This is a genomic window from Methylobacterium sp. J-118, from assembly GCF_057836565.1.
Window position 1 is genome coordinate 5,266,413 of record NZ_JBYQFA010000001.1, and the last position, 16,502, is coordinate 5,282,914.

16 protein-coding genes and 1 pseudogene are annotated in these 16,502 nt (G+C 72.0%); 7 read left to right on the forward strand and 10 right to left on the reverse strand.

Annotated features, from left to right (window positions below):
* The first annotated feature begins 21 nt into the window (after positions 1-21).
* Positions 22-279 carry a hypothetical protein gene (locus tag AC3IF3_RS25795; RefSeq protein WP_243970990.1) on the forward strand — a complete coding sequence of 86 codons (258 nt, stop codon included), beginning with the start codon at positions 22-24 and terminating at the stop codon, positions 277-279.
* Positions 280-351: 72 nt separating this feature from the next.
* Here the strand turns inward: AC3IF3_RS25795 and AC3IF3_RS25800 are convergent, their stop codons facing one another.
* The 3 genes from AC3IF3_RS25800 to AC3IF3_RS25810 all read right to left on the reverse strand — a co-directional run bounded on the left by AC3IF3_RS25800 (position 352) and on the right by AC3IF3_RS25810 (position 2,266).
* Positions 352-552 (reverse strand): hypothetical protein, encoded by a 201-nt coding sequence (locus AC3IF3_RS25800; RefSeq protein ID WP_243970991.1) that lies wholly within the window; start codon positions 550-552, stop codon positions 352-354.
* A gap of 99 nt (positions 553-651) precedes the next feature.
* Positions 652-1,278 carry a bifunctional nicotinamidase/pyrazinamidase gene (pncA, locus tag AC3IF3_RS25805; protein ID WP_489230812.1) on the reverse strand — a complete coding sequence of 209 codons (627 nt, stop codon included), beginning with the start codon at positions 1,276-1,278 and terminating at the stop codon, positions 652-654.
* Positions 1,279-1,288: 10 nt separating this feature from the next.
* The gene (locus tag AC3IF3_RS25810; RefSeq protein WP_489230813.1) at positions 1,289-2,266 is read right to left on the reverse strand and encodes a quinone oxidoreductase family protein; all 978 of its coding nucleotides are present in this window, start codon (positions 2,264-2,266) and stop codon (positions 1,289-1,291) included.
* A 189-nt stretch (positions 2,267-2,455) separates the two neighbouring features.
* Here AC3IF3_RS25810 and AC3IF3_RS25815 point away from each other — a divergent pair, with 189 nt between their 5' ends.
* Both AC3IF3_RS25815 and AC3IF3_RS25820 read left to right on the forward strand, forming a co-directional pair.
* Entirely contained in the window at positions 2,456-2,752 is a 297-nt protein-coding gene (locus AC3IF3_RS25815) for an FAD assembly factor SdhE (protein WP_243970997.1), read from the forward strand.
* A 12-nt stretch (positions 2,753-2,764) separates the two neighbouring features.
* Entirely contained in the window at positions 2,765-2,995 is a 231-nt protein-coding gene (locus tag AC3IF3_RS25820) for a hypothetical protein (RefSeq protein ID WP_243970999.1), read from the forward strand.
* A gap of 3 nt (positions 2,996-2,998) precedes the next feature.
* Here the strand turns inward: AC3IF3_RS25820 and AC3IF3_RS25825 are convergent.
* Positions 2,999-3,112, reverse strand: a pseudogene (locus AC3IF3_RS25825) (BrnA antitoxin family protein); the annotation flags it as partial.
* 325 nt (positions 3,113-3,437) lie between these two features.
* Here AC3IF3_RS25825 and mfd point away from each other — a divergent pair.
* On the forward strand, positions 3,438-7,046 hold the full coding sequence (mfd, locus tag AC3IF3_RS25830; RefSeq protein WP_489218777.1) for a transcription-repair coupling factor: 3,609 nt from the start codon (positions 3,438-3,440) through the stop codon (positions 7,044-7,046).
* 125 nt (positions 7,047-7,171) lie between these two features.
* On the opposite strand, the gene tmk is transcribed toward mfd, so the two are convergent.
* The 5 genes from tmk to AC3IF3_RS25855 form a co-directional block, all read right to left on the reverse strand.
* The gene (gene tmk, locus AC3IF3_RS25835; RefSeq protein WP_489218778.1) at positions 7,172-7,876 is read right to left on the reverse strand and encodes a dTMP kinase; all 705 of its coding nucleotides are present in this window, start codon (positions 7,874-7,876) and stop codon (positions 7,172-7,174) included.
* 10 nt (positions 7,877-7,886) lie between these two features.
* On the reverse strand, positions 7,887-9,119 hold the full coding sequence (locus tag AC3IF3_RS25840) for a D-alanyl-D-alanine carboxypeptidase family protein (protein WP_489218779.1): 1,233 nt from the start codon (positions 9,117-9,119) through the stop codon (positions 7,887-7,889).
* Between the two features lie 169 nt (positions 9,120-9,288).
* Positions 9,289-10,629 carry a septal ring lytic transglycosylase RlpA family protein gene (locus AC3IF3_RS25845; RefSeq protein WP_489230814.1) on the reverse strand — a complete coding sequence of 447 codons (1,341 nt, stop codon included), beginning with the start codon at positions 10,627-10,629 and terminating at the stop codon, positions 9,289-9,291.
* A gap of 179 nt (positions 10,630-10,808) precedes the next feature.
* Complete coding sequence (locus tag AC3IF3_RS25850) at positions 10,809-11,135, reverse strand: ribbon-helix-helix domain-containing protein (RefSeq protein WP_243973264.1); 327 nt, start codon at positions 11,133-11,135, stop codon at positions 10,809-10,811.
* Entirely contained in the window at positions 11,119-11,766 is a 648-nt protein-coding gene (locus AC3IF3_RS25855) for a ParA family protein (RefSeq protein ID WP_243973262.1), read from the reverse strand. The genes AC3IF3_RS25850 and AC3IF3_RS25855 overlap by 17 nt, the downstream gene beginning before the upstream one ends.
* 371 nt (positions 11,767-12,137) lie before the next feature.
* Here AC3IF3_RS25855 and AC3IF3_RS25860 point away from each other — a divergent pair, with 371 nt between their 5' ends.
* Positions 12,138-12,698, forward strand: coding sequence for a PAS domain-containing protein (locus tag AC3IF3_RS25860; protein WP_243973260.1), 561 nt, complete (start codon positions 12,138-12,140; stop codon positions 12,696-12,698).
* A gap of 186 nt (positions 12,699-12,884) precedes the next feature.
* Positions 12,885-14,522, forward strand: coding sequence for an acyl-CoA synthetase (locus AC3IF3_RS25865; protein ID WP_489218781.1), 1,638 nt, complete (start codon positions 12,885-12,887; stop codon positions 14,520-14,522).
* 30 nt (positions 14,523-14,552) lie between these two features.
* Here the strand turns inward: AC3IF3_RS25865 and AC3IF3_RS25870 are convergent, their stop codons facing one another.
* Positions 14,553-14,726 (reverse strand): hypothetical protein, encoded by a 174-nt coding sequence (locus tag AC3IF3_RS25870; protein ID WP_489218782.1) that lies wholly within the window; start codon positions 14,724-14,726, stop codon positions 14,553-14,555.
* 295 nt (positions 14,727-15,021) lie between these two features.
* Here AC3IF3_RS25870 and AC3IF3_RS25875 point away from each other — a divergent pair, with 295 nt between their 5' ends.
* On the forward strand, positions 15,022-16,353 hold the full coding sequence (locus AC3IF3_RS25875; RefSeq protein ID WP_489230815.1) for an alpha/beta hydrolase: 1,332 nt from the start codon (positions 15,022-15,024) through the stop codon (positions 16,351-16,353).
* Positions 16,354-16,502: the final 149 nt, after the last annotated feature.

Below are 16,502 nucleotides of genomic sequence, written 5' to 3' on the forward strand. Positions count from 1 at the left end.
CGAGAGAGAAGGACCCTGTCCATGACGAAGCCCACTGCGCTGGTCGCGACCGCTGCCCTGACGCTGGCCCTGTCGGCCGGCGCCGCCCTCGCGGACGGCAATTCCGCCTTCAGCGCCTCCAACACGGCGCTGCTGATGGGCAACACCGCGAGCCCCGGCCGCCTCTATGTGCCGACTGAGAGCGACGAGGACCGGCTCTTCACCAACTCCATCGCCGCCCCCGCCCCTGCCGCCGCTCCGCATGGGCAGAAGGTGCCGGCCCGCATGCCGGCCCGCTGAACGAACCGCAGGCCCGGGCGCCTGCTCGACGCCCGGGACAACGTGAGGTTTGCATCGTTCGGGCGTTCAGGCTCAGGCGTTCTTGCGCGGCCGGTGGTTCGGATCGATGCCGCCGTCGAGCTTGGTCTCGTTGTCCACGTCGCCCTCGAAGGTCGAATCCGCCTGCAGATCGGCGGGGTCGGCGCCGCTCATGCCCTTCGAGGTGCCGATGCCGGGATTGCCCTTGAGGTCGGCGTCGGTGGGCGTCTCGGTCTTGGGGTGCTTGCCTGACATGCTGGCTCCTGTCGCGTTCCGGAGCGAGGCCAACGCGTCGGGGCCGATGCGGTCGCCCGGGGCCCGTGCGGCGGTTCGCCTCCGGGGCCGTGCGGGCGCTCAGCCGATCTCCGCCGCCGCGATCCGGTGCACCCCCGCCGCCCGCATCCGCGCCCAGGCCTGCGCGAGGGATCCGTCGACGTCGATCCCGCGGACGGCATCGTCCACCACCCAGACGTCGAAACCCGCGTCGCGGGCGTCGAGCGCGCTCCAGGCGACGCAGAAGTCGGTGGCCAGCCCGCACAGGACGAGGCGGGTGATCCCGCGCTCCCGGAGCGCCCCGCCGAGGCCGGTGCGGGTGGTCCGGTCGGCCTCCAGGAAGGCCGAATAGCTGTCGACCCGGGGATCCAGCCCCTTGCGGATCACCAGCCCGGCCCGGTCGGTGTCGAGGCCCGGCGCGAAACCCGCCCCCTTGCTGCCCTGGACGCAGTGCCGGGGCCACAGCACCTGCGGACCGTAGGGCAAAGCCACGGTCTCGAAGCTTGCCCGTCCCGGATGATTGTCGGCGAAGGAGACGTGGTCGGCCGGGTGCCAGTCCTGCGTCAGGGCGACGTGCTGGAACTGTTGCTGGAGCGCGTTGACCGGGCCCACCACCGCGTCGCCCTCCGGGACGGGCAGCGCCCCGCCCGGCAGGAAATCGACCTGCACATCGATCACGAGGAGCAGGTCGGCGCCGCCGGGCGTCACGGCTTGAGCCCTACGGCAGCATCACGATCGAGCCGGTGGTCTCCCGGCCCGCGAGGTCGCGGTGCACCTGCTGCGCCTCGGAGAGCGGGTAGGTGGCATTGACGGTGATCTTCACCGCGCCGTCGCCGACCACCTTGAACAGGCGGGCGGCCGCCTCCTCCAGGGTCGCGCGGTTCGACGAGAAGGTCGCCAGCGTCGGGCGCGTCACGTAGAGCGAGCCGCGCGGCGCCAGCAGCCCCAGGTCGAGCCCGGTGATCGCCCCGGAGGCCGAGCCGAAGCTCGCCAGAAGTCCCAGCGGCGCGAGGCTGTCCAGCGAGCCCATCAGGGTCGCCTGCCCGACGCCGTCGTAGACCACTGGGACGCCCTTGCCGCCGGTGATCTCGCGCACGCGCTTGGCCACGTCCTCCTCGCGGTAGAGAATGACGTGGTCGCAGCCGTTCCGCTTGGCGAGCTCCGCCTTCTCGGGGCTGCCGGCTGTGCCGATCACCGTGGCGCCGAGGTGCTTGGCCCACTGGCAGGCGATCAGGCCGACGCCGCCGGCCGCCGCCTGCCACAGGATCGTGTCGCCGGGCTTCACCGCGTAGGTCCGGTGCAGCAGGTACTCCACGGTGAGGCCCTTCAGCATCATCGCGGCGGCGGTCGTCGCGTTGACGCCCTCCGGGATCGGCACGGCCGCCGAGGCCGGGATCACCGGCTCCTGCGCGTAGCAGCCATCCGCCACCGAGCCGTAGGCGACCCGGTCGCCCGGCTTGAACTGCGTGACCCCCTCGCCCACGGCCGTGACGGTGCCAGCGCCCTCCTTGCCGGGGGTGTAGGGCAGGTGCGGGGACTTGTAGGCGCCGGTGCGGAAGTAGATGTCGATGAAGTTGACGCCGATGGCCGCCTGCTTGACGCGGATCTGCCCGGGGCCCGGCTCGGCCAGGGGCACGTCCTCGAACTGCATCACCTCGGGGCCGCCATACGCGTAGACCCGGATTGCCTTCGGCATCGTCGTACTCCCGCTCGCCGCCCCGTTCGGGGGCGTTGCAGCCGCAGATAACGGAGCGGCCGCCGGAGGCAATTTCTTTTTGCCGTTCGCCCTGCGGTTGTGGCCCGATCCGGGCCCGGATCCTGGATCCCGCGCCCCCGGCCGCCTATCTTGGTCCTGCCCGCCCCTCCGACGCAAAAGCCCCAAACAATGTCCGGCACCACCCGCACCAGCGCCGATCTCGATCCGCGCCGCCGCCGCCTGCTCTTCCGGTCCTGGCACCGGGGCATCCGCGAGATGGACCTGATCATGGGCCGCTTCGCCGATGCCGAGATCGGCACCCTGACGGAGACGGAACTCGACCAGTTCGAGGCGCTGATCGAGGTGCCGGACCGCGACCTGTTCAAGTGGCTCACCGGCGAGGCCGAGACGCCCTCGAACTACGACACGTCGGTCTGGCAGCGCGTGCGGGCGTTCCACCGGCACGACGCGCCGATCCATTCCTGACGCGAGGCCGCCATGGACGAACCGAAGCCCAATTACGACCACCCCGCCCGGTCGATCGCCACCGAACTCGTGGTGCGCATCATGCTGGAGATGATGGAGCGTTCGGATCCGGCGCTGCGCGGCGCGATCCTGCGGCAGGCGACGGACCGGGCCGCCGCGATGACCGCGCACATGCCCAACGCGGATTTCTTCCGCGGCCGGGTCGAAGCGGCGCTGGCCGAGATCGTCGGGCCCGACGCGTAGGGCTCAGCGCCCCTTCCCGGCCGCCCGCATGTGGTGCCGCAGCACGGCGTTGATCCGGGCCTGATAGCCGCGGCCGGCTTTTCGGAACTCTTGTAGCACGTCGCTGTCGAGCTTGAGCGAGACGGCTTCCCAGCGCCCGGCCGACGGTCACGCGGCGTTCCCCGCCGTACTCGCGTCGATCGTCCAACAGATCGAGCCGCGCGTCGTCGGCGAAAACCTCGGCCATATCCAACAGGTCGAAGTGCCGCGCCTCCAGCAGCAGCGCACGCTGTCCCGAATTGCAGCCAAACACGCGTTCCATGCTGGAGCGTCGCCGCCATATAGGGCACCGTCAGCCACCCCAACGCCGCCGGCGGGATGCTTTATCACGACGGCTCAATGGGCTAACGCCGGCCCGCGTCAGCCCTCCCTGTGCCCGGCGGGACTCCCCGCGAAAGACCCGATGGCCAAGCCCCAGCCGAAATCGTCCCCGAAGCCCCCTGCCCCCGCCGCCAAGCCGCAGGTCGCGCGCTTCGCCCTCCCGAAATCCTCGGCGCTCGCCCAGGCGATCGACGCCCTGAAGCGCGGCGACAGCCCGGTCCTGGCGAGCGCCCCCGAAGGGTTCGACGCCCTGGCGCTGGCCGACCTCGCCCGCGCCCTGGCGCCGACCGTCGACGCCCCCGCGGTGCTGGTCCACGTCGCCCGGGATTCCGGGCGCTCGGCGTCGTTCCAGGCGGCGCTCGGCTTCGTCGCGCCCGAGATGGACGTGATGAACCTGCCGGCCTGGGACTGCCAGCCCTACGACCGGGTCTCGCCGACCACGGCCACGGCCGCCGCCCGGATGACCGCTCTGGCCCGCCTGGCCCGGACCCGCTCCGCCGAGGACCGCCCGCGCATCCTCTGCACCACGGTCAACGCCCTGGTGCAGCGGGTGCCGCCCCGGGCCCACATCGCCCGGGAGGCGCTCTCGGCGGCGATCGGCAACGTCATCGCCATGGACGACGTGGTCGCCTGGGTGGAGGCCAACGGCTTCCTGCGCACGGGGACGGTGCGGGACACCGGCGAGTACGCGGTCCGCGGCGGCATCCTCGACCTGTCGCCGCCGGGCCTGCCGGCGCCGATCCGCCTCGACTTCTTCGGTGACACGCTGGAATCGATCCGCGCCTTCGACCCGGAGACGCAGCGCACCACCGGCCAGCTCCGCTCGCTCGACCTGATGCCCATGAGCGAGGTCCAGCTCACCACCGAGACGATCCGGCGCTTCCGCCAGGGCTACATCCAGAGTTTCGGCGCCGCGACCCGGGACGACCGGCTCTACGAGACCGTGAGCGAGGGGCGGCGCTACGCCGGCCTCGAGCACTGGATGCCGCTGTTCTACGACCACCTCGACACGCTGTTCGACTATCTGCCCGGCGTGCCGCTGGTGTTCGATCCGCAGGTGGAGGACGCCGCCGCCGAGCGGATCAGCTTGGTCCAGGACTATTACCAGGCCCGCGAGGGCGCGATGAAGACGCCGCAATCGGGCGTCGCCCCCTACAAGCCGCTGCCGCCCCGGGCCCTCTACCTGACGCCGAACGAGCTGAAGGAGCGGATCGGCACCGCCACCGTGGCGCGGCTGACGCCCTTCGCGCAGCCCGAATCGCCTGAGCGCGCGGTGATCGATTGCGGCGCCAGGGCCGGACGGACTTTTGCGCCGGAGCGGGCCGACGAGAACGCCAGCGTGTTCGACGCGGCGGTGGCCCATATCCGCGACCTCCAGGGATCCGGTCATCACGTGATCCTGGGAGCCTGGTCCGACGGCTCCCGCGACCGGCTCTGCGGCGTGCTCACCGATCACGGCCTCAGGAAGCCCGTGGCGATCACCCGGCTGACCGACGTCTACGCGCTGAAGCGCGGCGCGGATTCGGCCGTGGCGGTCTGGGGCCTGGAGGCGGGTTTCGTCGCGGGCGACCTCGCGGTGGTGTCCGAGGGCGACATCCTGGGCGACCGGCTGGTGCGCCAGAAGCGCAAGGCCAAGCGGCCCCAGGACGTGATCCTGGAGGTCCAGGCGCTCCAGCCCGGCGACCTCGTGGTCCACGCCGACCACGGCATCGGCCGGTTCTCCGGCCTGAAGACGATCCACGCCGCCGGCGCCCCGCACGATTGCCTGGAACTCGCCTATACCGGCGGCCTGCTGCTCCTGCCGGTGGAGAACATCGAGCTCCTGACCCGCTACGGCTCGGAGGATTCGGAGGTCGCCCTCGACCGGCTCGGCGGCGGATCGTGGCAGGCCCGCAAGGCCAAGATGAAGCGCCGCATCCTCGAGATGGCGGGCGAATTGATCAAGGTCGCGGCCCAGCGCTTCGTCCGGAAGGCCCCGTCCCTCAAGGCGCCCGAGGGCCTGTACGAAGAATTCGCCGCCCGCTTCCCGTTCGAGGAGACCGAGGACCAGGCCAACGCCATCGACGCGGTGCTGGACGACCTCAATGCCGGCCGGCCGATGGACCGGCTGGTCTGCGGCGATGTCGGCTTCGGCAAGACCGAGGTGGCGCTCCGCGCGGCCTTCGCGGCGGCGATCTCCGGCAAGCAGGTGGCGGTGATCGTGCCCACCACCCTGCTCGCCCGCCAGCATTTCCGGACCTTCGCCGAGCGGTTCAAGGGGCTGCCGGTTCAGGTCGCCCAGCTCTCGCGCTTCGCCAGCGCCGGGGAGATGAAGCAGGCCCGCGCGGGTCTGGCCGACGGGACCCTCGACATCGTGGTCGGCACCCACGCGCTGCTCGCCAAGAACATCGCCTTCAAGGATCTCGGCCTGATCATCGTGGACGAGGAGCAGCATTTCGGCGTGGCCCACAAGGAGCGGCTGAAGGCGCTCCAGGCCGACGTCCACGTGCTGACCCTCTCGGCGACCCCGATCCCGCGCACGCTCCAGCTCGCCATGACGGGGGTGCGCGAGCTCTCGATCATCGCCACGCCCCCGGTGGACCGGCTGGTGGTGCGCACCTTCGTGACGCCGTTCGACCCGCTGACCATCCGGGAGGCCCTGCTGCGCGAGCGCTACCGCGGCGGCCAGGCCTTCTACGTGGTGCCCCGGATCGAGGACCTGGCCGAGGTCAAGAAATTCCTCGACGCCGAGATGCCGGAGATCAAGGTCGCGGTGGCCCACGGCCAGATGGCGGCCGGGCAGCTGGAGGACGTGATGACGGCCTTCTACGAGGGCAAGTTCGACGTGCTGCTCTCGACCACGATCGTGGAATCGGGCCTCGACATCCCCACCGCCAACACGCTGATCGTGCACCGGGCCGACATGTTCGGGCTGGCCCAGCTCTACCAGCTGCGCGGCCGGGTCGGGCGCTCCAAGGCCCGGGCCTACGCCCTGTTCACGACGCCGGCCAACCGCCAGCTCACCGCCCAGGCCGAGCAGCGGCTCAAGGTGCTGCAGAGCCTCGACACCCTGGGGGCGGGCTTCCAGCTCGCCTCCCACGACCTCGACATCCGCGGCGCCGGCAACCTCTTGGGCGACGCCCAGTCCGGCCACATCAAGGAGGTCGGCTACGAGCTCTACCAGCAGATGCTGGAGGACGCGGTCACCGCGCTGAAGGCCGGCATCGAGGACCTGCCCGAGGAGGCGTGGTCGCCGACCATCGCGCTCGGCGCGCCGGTCACCATCCCGGAGGATTACGTCGAGGATCTGGGCGTGCGCCTCGCCCTGTACCGGCGGCTCGCCACCCTCCAGGACGACGCCGAAATGGAGAGCTTCGGGGCCGAGCTGATCGACCGGTTCGGGCCGCTGCCGCCGGAGGTGGAGCAGCTCCTCAAGATCGGCACGATCAAGATCCTGTGCCGCAAGGCCAATGTCGAGAAGGTCGAGGCCGGGCCGAAGGGCGTGGTGGTCCATTTCCGCGACCGGTCCTACGCCAACCCGCAGGGGCTGGTGGCCTACGTCGCCGAGCAGGCCTCCTTCGCGAAGGTGCGGCCCGACATGAGCGTGGTGTTCGTGCGCGAGCTGACCACGGTCCCGGCCCGGCTCAAGACCGCCACCGAGGTGCTGCGCAGCCTGGTCAAGATCGCCGAGCGGGGGAAGAAGGCCGCCTGAGGGGGCGGGGGGCGGTGCAACATCCCGCCCGACAATCCCCCTCCTCCTGAAGTGCGGCGAAGCCGCCGCGAAGGAGGCCTCCAGGGATCGCGCGATCCCCGGGAGCCCTGACCTCGGCGGCGCCCTCACGCCGCATCGCCGCGGCTGCCCTCCCCCGGGAGCAGGTCCGGCAGCCGGGTCGCGACGGCGGCGCGGATCGCGGCCTCCACCGCGTCGGGGTCGCGGGCCGCGTCGATCACCGCGCAGCGCTCGGGCTCCGCCCGGGCGATGGCCAGAAAGGCCTCCCGCAGCCGGACGTGGAAGTCGAGGGCCTCGGCCTCGAACCGGTCGGCCCCCTGCCCGCCGCCGCGCACCGCCGCCCGGGCGAGCCCGACCTCGGGGGGCAGGTCGAGGATCAGGGTCAGGTCCGGCCGGGTCGGGCCGACCACGACCCGCTCCAGGGCGGTGAGGACGTCCGGATCGAGGCCCCCGGCCGCGCCCTGATAGGCCCGGGTCGAGTCGATGAACCGGTCGCACAGCACCGTCTCGCCCCGCTGGAGCGCGGGGCGGATCAGCCGGTCGAGGTGGTCGATCCGGGCGGCGCAGAATAAAAGGGCCTCGGCGAAGGGGCCGTAGGGCTTGGCGACGCCGCCGAGCAGGGCGGCGCGGATCTCCTCCGCCCGGGGCGAGCCCCCCGGCTCGCGGGTCACGCAGACGCCCCGTCCGGACCGCGCCCGCAGGGTCTCGGCGAGGCGGGCGATCTGGGTCGACTTGCCGGCCCCCTCCCCGCCCTCGAAGGTGACGAAGGCGCCCCGCGCCTCCGCGGGATCCCCGAAGCGTGGCACGATCACGGCTGCGCGGTCACGACGGGTTGGCGGCCCCGGCCCCGGCCTTGTCGCTGCTCTTGTCGCCACCCTTGCCGGCCCGGTCGAGGGCCTTGCGCACGAGGCCGGTGCCGAATTCCAGCGCGGCGTCCATGGCCCGCTGCGGCAGCGTGCCGGGCTCCACCGCCGCCCCGGCGTAGAGCGGCTGGTCGAGGGCGACCGTGTCCCCGCGCTGGATGCGCAGGGCGCCGACCGGCTGGCCCTCCGCCACGGGGGCGACGAGCGGCCCGGTATAGATCGCCTTGGCGCTGACCCGGTCGCTGGAGCCGCGGGGCAGCAGCACCCGCACCGGCTTCTTCGCCACCAGCGGCACGGAGCCCGCCTGGCCGCCATACACGGAGGCCTCGGCCACGGTCTCGCCGGCCCCGAAGATCTGCCGCGTCTCGAACGCGCGGAAACCCCATTCCATCAGCTTGCGCGCCTCGGAGGCGCGGTCCCGGGCGGTCTTGAGGCCCGACACCACCAGCACCAGCCGCTGGCCGTTCTGCACCGCCGAGCCCGTGAGCGCGTAGCCGGATTCCTCCAGGTAGCCGGTCTTGAGCCCGTCCGCGCCGATGTCGAGGGTCAGCAGCGGGTTCCGGTTCTGCTGGCGGATCTTGTTCCAGGTGAACTCCTTCTCGGAGAAAATCTTGTAGTAGTCCGGGTAGGTGTCGATGATGTGCAGCGCGAGCTTGGCCATGTCCCGGGCCGTGACCTTCTGGTCGGGGGCCGCGTAGCCGGTGGCGTTGCGGAAGGTCGAGTTGGTCAGCCCGATCTCCTTGGCGCGCTGGTTCATCAGCCCAGAGAACGCCTCCTCGGAGCCGGCCATGTTCTCGGCGATGGTGATCGCCGCGTCGTTGCCCGACTGCACGATCAGGCCGCGCAGCAGGTCCGACATCCTGATGCGGCTGTTGACCTGCGCGAACATCGACGAGCCGCCGCCCCCGGCCCCGCCGCGCTTCCACGCGTCCTCGGTGACGGTGAACTCCGTGTCCATCGACAGGCGGCCGGATTTCAGCGCCTCGAACACGATGTCGGTGGTCATCAGCTTGGCCATGCTGGCCGGCGAGAACCGCTCGTCGGCGGCCTTCTCGAACAGGACCGAGCCGGAATCCGCGTCGATCAGGATCGCGTGCGGGGCCGCGGTCTGGAAGCCCTGCGCGGCGGCGCCGGCGAGGCCCGCGCCGAGCGCGCAGGCGGCCGCGAGAAGGGTGAGAAGGGTCCTGCGCATCGCCGCTCCGTCCCGCGCCTGTCGTCCGGCCGGAGGAGACCCCGGCCCTATCCCAATAACAAGCGTAACCATATTACGGTTTCGGCGCCGGATCGAATGCGAAATGTCTCATCGGCGGCCGGATCCGCCCCCGGGCTCCTCCCCCGGGCGGTCGGACGCCGCCGGGGCGTCAGTAGATCCCGGCCATCCGGGACGGCCGGGTTCCGGCGGCGGCCGTCCGGGTCGGCGCCGTGTTGGCCGGCGTGGCTTTGATCGCCGCCGCCTTGACGGCCGGGGCGGCCTGCGGGGCGGCCGCATGCACCGCCGCCCCGCGCGGCGCCGCGCCGGCCTTGACCGCCGCGTCCTTCACCATCGCGATCTTGACGGTCGTACCCTTGCCCGGCGCCGCCGCGGAGGCGAGGCGTGCCATGGCCTGCTTGGCCGGACCCGGCATCGCCGCCGGTGCCGCCTGGGCGAGCTGCGTCGGAACCGGGGTCCGGGCCGGGCCGGAGACCGCGGACGGCCGCCGGCCGGCCTCGGCCAGGGCGAGGCGGCCCGGTGCCGCGGCCTTCGGGGAGGCGCCATGCCCGGCCGCCTGCGGGGCGGCCTCGATGGCGGCCGGGTTGAGCCCCGCGACCTTCAGGTTCGCGCCTCTGGCGGCGATCGGGGCCGGGTGGAACTCCCGCACCCGCGGGGCCGTGGGCTGCACCGCCGCCGGGACCGTCACGGCGGCCGCGGCGAGCACGATCGGGGCCCGGACTGGCGCGGGCCGCGGCGCCGGAGACGCGGCGGGCTCCTCGGGCTCGGGGGCGGGCTTGAAGGCGAGGGGCGCGGGGGCGGAGCGTTCGTAGCGCTCCGGCTCCTCGGAGGGGCCGAGATCGGCCATCATCACGGCCGAGCGGCCGGCCGGGCGCCCGTCGGTGCGCAGGCTGGCCAGCAGCTTGCGGTCGTCGCTGCCGGCGACCGAGGCCTTGCCGACATACTCGACGCGGACATGCGCGGTGCCCTGGCGGTGGAAGCCCAGCGCGTCGGCGGCCTCCTCCGACACGTCCATGACCCGGCCAGCATGGTAGGGGCCACGGTCGTTGACGCGCACCACCATCGAGGAGCCGTTGTCGAGGTTGGTCACCCGGGCGTAGCTGGGCAGCGGCAGGGTCGGGTGGGCGGCCGCGATCGAGTGGCGGTCGAACACCTCGCCGTTGGCGGTCATGCGCCCGTGGAAGGCGGAGCCGTACCAGGAGGCGAGGCCCTCGCGCACGTAGCCCTGCGGGTTCTCCTTGGGCACGTAGGTCTGGCCGGCGACCACGTAGGGCTTGCCGGTGTAGCGGCGGCCGCCGCCCTTCGGGATGACGTCGCCCTCGTTGTAGAGGCGCGGGCTCGCCTTGACCCCGTATTTCGGATCGACCCCGTTGCCGGCTGCGAGCTTCTGCTGGGGCGCGGTGGCGCAATTGGCCGTGGCCAGGGCCACGCCCGAGACGGCCAGCAGCCGCAGGGCGACGCGCGCAGGCCGGGAAAGGGTCGTGCGCACCATCGTGGACTTCACCAAACTCTACGCGTGACCGGGGTCCGGACCGGACCGGACCCGGCCGCGCCAAGAGGCTCGCGACCGGGTCCACCCAGAATTGTAGCGATCGCGTAAAGGAAGCCTGAACGCTGCCGGCGGCGGGGGTTCAGGGGGGGGCCGCGCGTCTCCGACGGCGCGGGGCGGCCTCAGCGGGAGCGGGTCTCGGTCAGCTGGGCGATCGACCGGGCGCCGCGCTGCTTGAACAGGAGGTCGAGGCCCTCCAGGATCAGGGCGTGCATCTTGGTCCGCTCGGCGAAGGCGAGGTCCCGGACCTGATCGTAGACCGGCGGCTCCAGGTAGACCGACATCTGGCGGGCGCGCTGCTTGAGCGTGGCCGCTTGTCTCGGCGCCGGGGGCGCCAGGGTCAGGGCGACGATCTCGGCGCCCTGCGGCCGCGGCGCCGCGGAGGATCGGGCCGGCGGGCTCGCCGAGGCGACGATCGCCGCGAGGCTGAGCTTAGGCGGCTTGGACATGCTGGCCCGTCCTCAGGGACTGCGTGCGGCGCTCGATCCAGGACCAGAGGCGGCGGACCTCCCCGGCGGCCTGACCCTTGGGGTTGAACTCGGTGACGCCCTGCCCGAGGCCGATCGCGTCCTGGTGGTCGGCGCGGGCGACGATGTTCACGTCGGGCAGGATGCCGAGCACGGCGAGCCCGTCCGCGGCGTCCCGGACCCGGTAGGAGCGCGGCGGGGTCTGGTTGAGCACGAAGGCGAATTTCTTCTCCAGCCGGTAGACGGCCGCCAGGGTCGGCTTGAACGCGCGCAGGTCAGCCGGCGTCGGCCGGCACGGGATGATGCAGAGATCCGCCGCGCGGATCGCCGACAGCGTGCCGGTGGAATCGACGCCGGGCGTATCGATGAACACGTAGTCGTAGGCCGAGTCGCGCAGGCGCTCCATCACGGCATCGATCTGGGTGGCGTCGATTTGCGCGACCTCCGGGCCATCGACGGTCCGGTGGTCGGCCCAGTCCGAGATCGTGGCCTGGCGGTCCATCTCCAGGATGCAGACCGTGTGGCCCGCCTCCCGGGCGGCCACCGCCAGGGAGATGCACAGCGTGCTCTTGCCGCTGCCGCCCTTCTGCGTGACGAAGGTGATCGCTTTCATCCTGGGCGTCCTCCAGAAGGCCCCGCGCATCCGTCCGGGCGCCTGCGACTCGCGGTCACGGCGCCGCTTGAGCCAACCTCAGGTGGCTGGATCGCCCGGTGCCGCGATCCCGGAGCCCGAGGAGGCCCATGGGCACGGTGGCGCCGACATGGTTAACGGAGCGTTAAGAGCGCGTTTGGCCCGCCTCATGCAGATCGCACCGGCGCACCTCGAAAGATCCTAAACTTCAGGTTAAGATTTTTGGCCTGAAATGGGTTAACAGACTTCCCACGTCGGCGTCGATACCGTAGCTTGGGCACGACCGACATGGGGAGTCTGCGGGGTTGATAACCTCAAGTTTAAGAACGTCGGACATCCCCGCGAGGAATGGCATGGCCGAAGCCCCGATCCCGCAATCCGTCCTCGACGCCTCCGGCGTGGTCGGCACGTGGGTCCACGACTACTGGGCCGGGCAGCTGGAGCTCTCGGCCTCCTTCGCGGGCCTGCTCGGCCTGGACCCGGCGGCTGCGGCGAGCGGCGTGTCCCTCGAAACCTTCCTGGACCGCACCCATCCCGAGGATCGCGTCCGGATCGAGAGCTACCTGCATGCGGCCGCGGTGATCGGCGGTTCCGTGGAGGCGGAGTTCCGCACGCGGGACACCCGGGACGGCATCCGCACGCTGCTGATGCGCGGCCGGATCGAGCACGATCCCACCGGGCGGGCGACGCGCGGGCGCGGCATCGCCATCGACCGGACGGAGGAGCAGGCGGTCAACCTCGTGCAGAGCGAGCGCGTGGTGAACCGGATGGCCGAGCACATCATCGCCCTGCGCGACCTCGCCCGCGCCCTGCATCGGCCGGCGCTCACCGACCGGATCGAACACCTGATGATCGAGATCGGCTTCGAGCTCGCCCGCTTCCTGCCCGAGCCCGAGGACGAATCGCGGCATTGAAGCGGGTTTCCAAAGGGCGAGCCCTTTGGCGGGGTTCGGGGGCGGAGCCCTGAGATCTTGGACCCTGAGATGTTCTCCAGGGCGCCGCCCTGGACCCGCGAAAGGTCTCGACCTTTCGAAACCACGACTGGAGCCGTCGACGCCGGCAAGCTACTGTCCCGACAACGAATTGCCGGGGAGGACGGGATGGCCCGCGACACGATCTACGACCGCGACCTCGACCGCGTGCCGGCCAACCACCAGCCGCTGACCCCCCTGCTCTACCTGGACCGGGCGGCCCGGGTGTTCCCCGATCAGGTCGCGGTGATCCACGGCGCCCTGCGGCGGCCCTATCGGGACCTCTACGCCCGGGCCCGCCGGCTCGCCTCGGCCCTGGCCCGGCGCGGGATCGGCCGCGGCGACACGGTGGCGGCGCTGCTGGCCAACACCCCCGAGATGATCGAGTGCCACTACGGCGTGCCGATGACCGGGGCCGTGCTCAACACCCTCAACACCCGCCTCGACGCCGCCGCGATCCGGTTCTGCCTGGAGCACGGCGAGGCCAGGGTGCTGATCACCGACCGCGAATTCTTCCGCACCGCCGCCGCGGCCCTGGAGGGACTGGAGACCAAGCCCCTGGTCATCGACGTCGATGATCCGGTCTATGACGGCCCGGGCGAACGCCTCGGCGAGACCGACTACGAAGCGTTCCTAGCGGCCGGCGATCCGGACCACGACTGGCAGCTCCCGGACGACGAGTGGGACGCGATCACACTGAACTACACGTCGGGCACCACGGGCGACCCGAAGGGCGTGGTCTACCACCACCGCGGCGCGGCGCTGCTGGCGCTCGGCAACGTCGTCACGGGCGGCCTCGGGCAGCACCCGGTCTATCTCTGGACCCTGCCGATGTTCCACTGCAACGGCTGGTGCTTCCCCTGGACCCTGTCGATCGTGGCCGGCACCCATGTCTGCCTGCGCCAGGTGCGGGCGGACGCGCTCTACCGGCTGATGGCCGAGCACGGGGTCACGCATCTCTGCGGCGCGCCGATCGTCATGCAGATGCTGATCAATGCCGCCGATTCCGAGCGCCGGGACCTGCCCCGGCGCGTGGCCTTCTTCACGGCCGCCGCCCCGCCCCCCGAGGCGGTGCTCGCCGGCATGGCCGAGGCCGGGTTCGACGTCACCCACCTCTACGGGCTGACCGAGAGCTACGGCCCGGCGGTGGTCAACGCCTGGCACGCCGATTGGGACGCCCTGGCGGCCGATCAGCGGGCGGCCAAAAAAGCCCGCCAGGGGGTGCGCTATCCCGTGCTGGAGGCCCTCGACGTGCGCGATCCGGACACGCTGGCGCCGGTGCCGGCCGACGGCACGACGATCGGCGAGGTGATGATGCGCGGCAACGTGGTGATGCGCGGCTACCTCAAGAACCCGGCCGCCACGCAGGCCGCCTTCACGGGCGGCTGGTTCCGCACCGGCGACCTCGGGGTGAAGCACCCGGACGGCTACATCCAGCTCAAGGACCGCTCGAAGGACATCATCATCTCGGGCGGCGAGAACATCTCGTCGATCGAGGTCGAGGATGCCCTGTTCAAGCACCCGGCGGTGGCGGGCGCCGCCGTGGTGGCCAAGCCCGATGCGAAATGGGGCGAGACGCCCTGCGCCTTCGTGGAGCTGAAGCCCGGGGCGACGCCCACCGCCGACGAGCTGATCCAATGGTGCCGGGGCCGGCTCGCATCCTACAAGCTCCCCCGCCACGTGGTGTTCGGCGAGCTGCCCAAGACCTCCACCGGCAAGGTGCAGAAGTTCGTCCTGCGCGCGCGGGCCCGGGAGGAGGAGGCCTGAGACCGAGGCTCGCCGGAACCGCCCGGCCGGTCAGGTCCGCGGGGGATCCCGGCGGTCGGCGCGCACCGGGACGCGCACGGCCCGGGCGTCGCGCAGGTCGGCCAGGACCTGGGCGAAGAACGCCTGGAACGACACCAGGCTGAATAGGGCGATCGAGGCGACCAGGGCGGCGGAGACCAGGGTCTTGGCGGTTGCGGGGTCCACGGCGGGGAGTCCTTAGCTGAATCGCGCCGCGGACGGTCCGGGCGAGGCGCCCACGATCACGGCGTCGGCACCATCCCAAGGTGGGCGTGCCGGCCCCGCGCCGCCAGCGCCGCATGGTCGCGCCTGGCATGCGTCCACGTTCGGGCTCGCCGGGTCCCGGACGGCCTGCGCCCCGCCGGCACTGGTGCGGCGGCGGCGCGAAGACCGGGACCGTGCAGCTTTCCGAGGTGGCCGAGCGTTGCGTTTCCCGCAATAAGCCCCCCGCGCGGAGCGGGGTGCATCCGGGAGAGACGGCATGGCCGGCAACGGCATCGCGAACGGCGCCCTCGCGGCCTGGTTCGCCCTTCAGGCGGCGATCCTGACCGCGGGGCCATCCCGCGCCCAGGAAACGGTGCCGGCGCAGGTGCCTACGCAAGTGCCTACGCAAGTGCCCGATCCAGGAAAGGTCCCGACGCCGGCATCGCTGGCCTCCGGCCCGGCCCCGGGCGAGCCCGTGACCCGGGCCGGCTATTTCTACGTCGGCGGCCGCTACGCGAAGCTCGGCGACAAGACCGTGATGATCGGCCAGATGTTCGTGCAGTCGCGGACCCCGGAGCGGGTCACCCAGCCCTACCCGGTGGTGATGGTCCACGGGCTCGCCCAGACCGGGGTGAACTTCCTCGCCACCGCGGACGGACGGCCCGGCTGGGTGCAGCGCTTCGTCGAGAAGGGCTATCAGGTCTACGTGCTCGATCAGGTCGGGCGCGGGCGCTCGGGGACCAACCCGGAGGTCTACGGCCCCTACGACCGGCTCGGCACGCGCAGCCTCGAGAGGACCCACACGGCGCCGGAGGTCTACGACCTGTACCCGCAGGCCAAGCTCCACACCCGCTGGCCGGGCGGGGCCGGCGTGCAGGGCAATGCCGGCTTCGACCAGTTCTTCGCCAGCCAGGTCCCGTTCCTCGCCAACAGCCAGCAGACCGAGGAGCTGGTCGATCCCGCCCTGATCGCGCTCCTCGACCGGATCGGCCCGGCGATCCTGCTCACCCACGGCCAGGGGGCCCTGTTCGGCTGGGCGGCCTCCGATGCCCGGCCGGACCTCGTGAAGGCGCATGTGGCGGTGGAGCCGAGCGGACCGCCCTTCTTCGACGTGCAGTTCCGCGGCGGCAAGGAGTTCTGGGAGAAGGCCGGGGACGGGCGCACCCGCGCCTACGGGCTGACCCGCATGCCGCTGACCTTCGCGCCGGCCGTGAGGGCGCCCGAGGACCTGATCGTGGCGCAGGAGGCCAAGGGGCCCGACAAGGGGCCCGACAAGGGGCCCGACAAGGGGCCCGACAAGGGGCCCGACAAGGGGCCCGACAGCAAGGCGGCGGAGGGGCGGGTGCGCTGCTGGCTCCAGGGCGAGCCCGTCCGCACCCTGCCGAACCTCGCGAAGGTCCCGACCGTGCTGGTGACCGCGGAGGCCTCCTTCCACGCCCCCTACGATGCCTGCACGGCCGCCTTCCTGACCCAGGCCGGCGCCAAGCCCGACGTGATCCCGCTGGCCGACCGGGGTCTGGGCGGCAACGGCCACATGATGATGCTGGAGACCAACAGCGACGCCGTGGCCGATCTCGTGGCCGGCTGGCTCGCGGGGCGCGTCCGGTAGGCCGCCCCTCCCCTATCCGCCCCGCCGGGCTCGGCCCGGCTTGCCACCGATGCGTGTCTCGACCGCAACAGCCCTCGCCCGATGCGCGAGGGCCGCTTGCGGCAGCGCATGGCTGCGCGTAGGTCTTGAAGACGAAAGACCAATCAAAA

Excerpts from the sequence above, each read along its gene's own strand:
- AC3IF3_RS25795 (WP_243970990.1), top strand. The coding sequence starts at position 22 with ATGACGAAGCCCACTGCGCTGGTCGCGACCGCTGCCCTGACGCTGGCC.
- AC3IF3_RS25845 (WP_489230814.1), bottom strand. The coding sequence starts at position 10,629 with ATGGTGCGCACGACCCTTTCCCGGCCTGCGCGCGTCGCCCTGCGGCTG.
- AC3IF3_RS25815 (WP_243970997.1), top strand. The coding sequence starts at position 2,456 with ATGTCCGGCACCACCCGCACCAGCGCCGATCTCGATCCGCGCCGCCGC.
- AC3IF3_RS25800 (WP_243970991.1), bottom strand. The coding sequence starts at position 552 with ATGTCAGGCAAGCACCCCAAGACCGAGACGCCCACCGACGCCGACCTC.
- AC3IF3_RS25855 (WP_243973262.1), bottom strand. The coding sequence starts at position 11,766 with ATGAAAGCGATCACCTTCGTCACGCAGAAGGGCGGCAGCGGCAAGAGC.
- AC3IF3_RS25865 (WP_489218781.1), top strand. The coding sequence starts at position 12,885 with ATGGCCCGCGACACGATCTACGACCGCGACCTCGACCGCGTGCCGGCC.
- AC3IF3_RS25875 (WP_489230815.1), top strand. The coding sequence starts at position 15,022 with ATGGCCGGCAACGGCATCGCGAACGGCGCCCTCGCGGCCTGGTTCGCC.
- AC3IF3_RS25860 (WP_243973260.1), top strand. The coding sequence starts at position 12,138 with ATGGCCGAAGCCCCGATCCCGCAATCCGTCCTCGACGCCTCCGGCGTG.
- mfd (WP_489218777.1), top strand. The coding sequence starts at position 3,438 with ATGGCCAAGCCCCAGCCGAAATCGTCCCCGAAGCCCCCTGCCCCCGCC.
- AC3IF3_RS25850 (WP_243973264.1), bottom strand. The coding sequence starts at position 11,135 with ATGTCCAAGCCGCCTAAGCTCAGCCTCGCGGCGATCGTCGCCTCGGCG.
- AC3IF3_RS25820 (WP_243970999.1), top strand. The coding sequence starts at position 2,765 with ATGGACGAACCGAAGCCCAATTACGACCACCCCGCCCGGTCGATCGCC.
- AC3IF3_RS25810 (WP_489230813.1), bottom strand. The coding sequence starts at position 2,266 with ATGCCGAAGGCAATCCGGGTCTACGCGTATGGCGGCCCCGAGGTGATG.
- AC3IF3_RS25840 (WP_489218779.1), bottom strand. The coding sequence starts at position 9,119 with ATGCGCAGGACCCTTCTCACCCTTCTCGCGGCCGCCTGCGCGCTCGGC.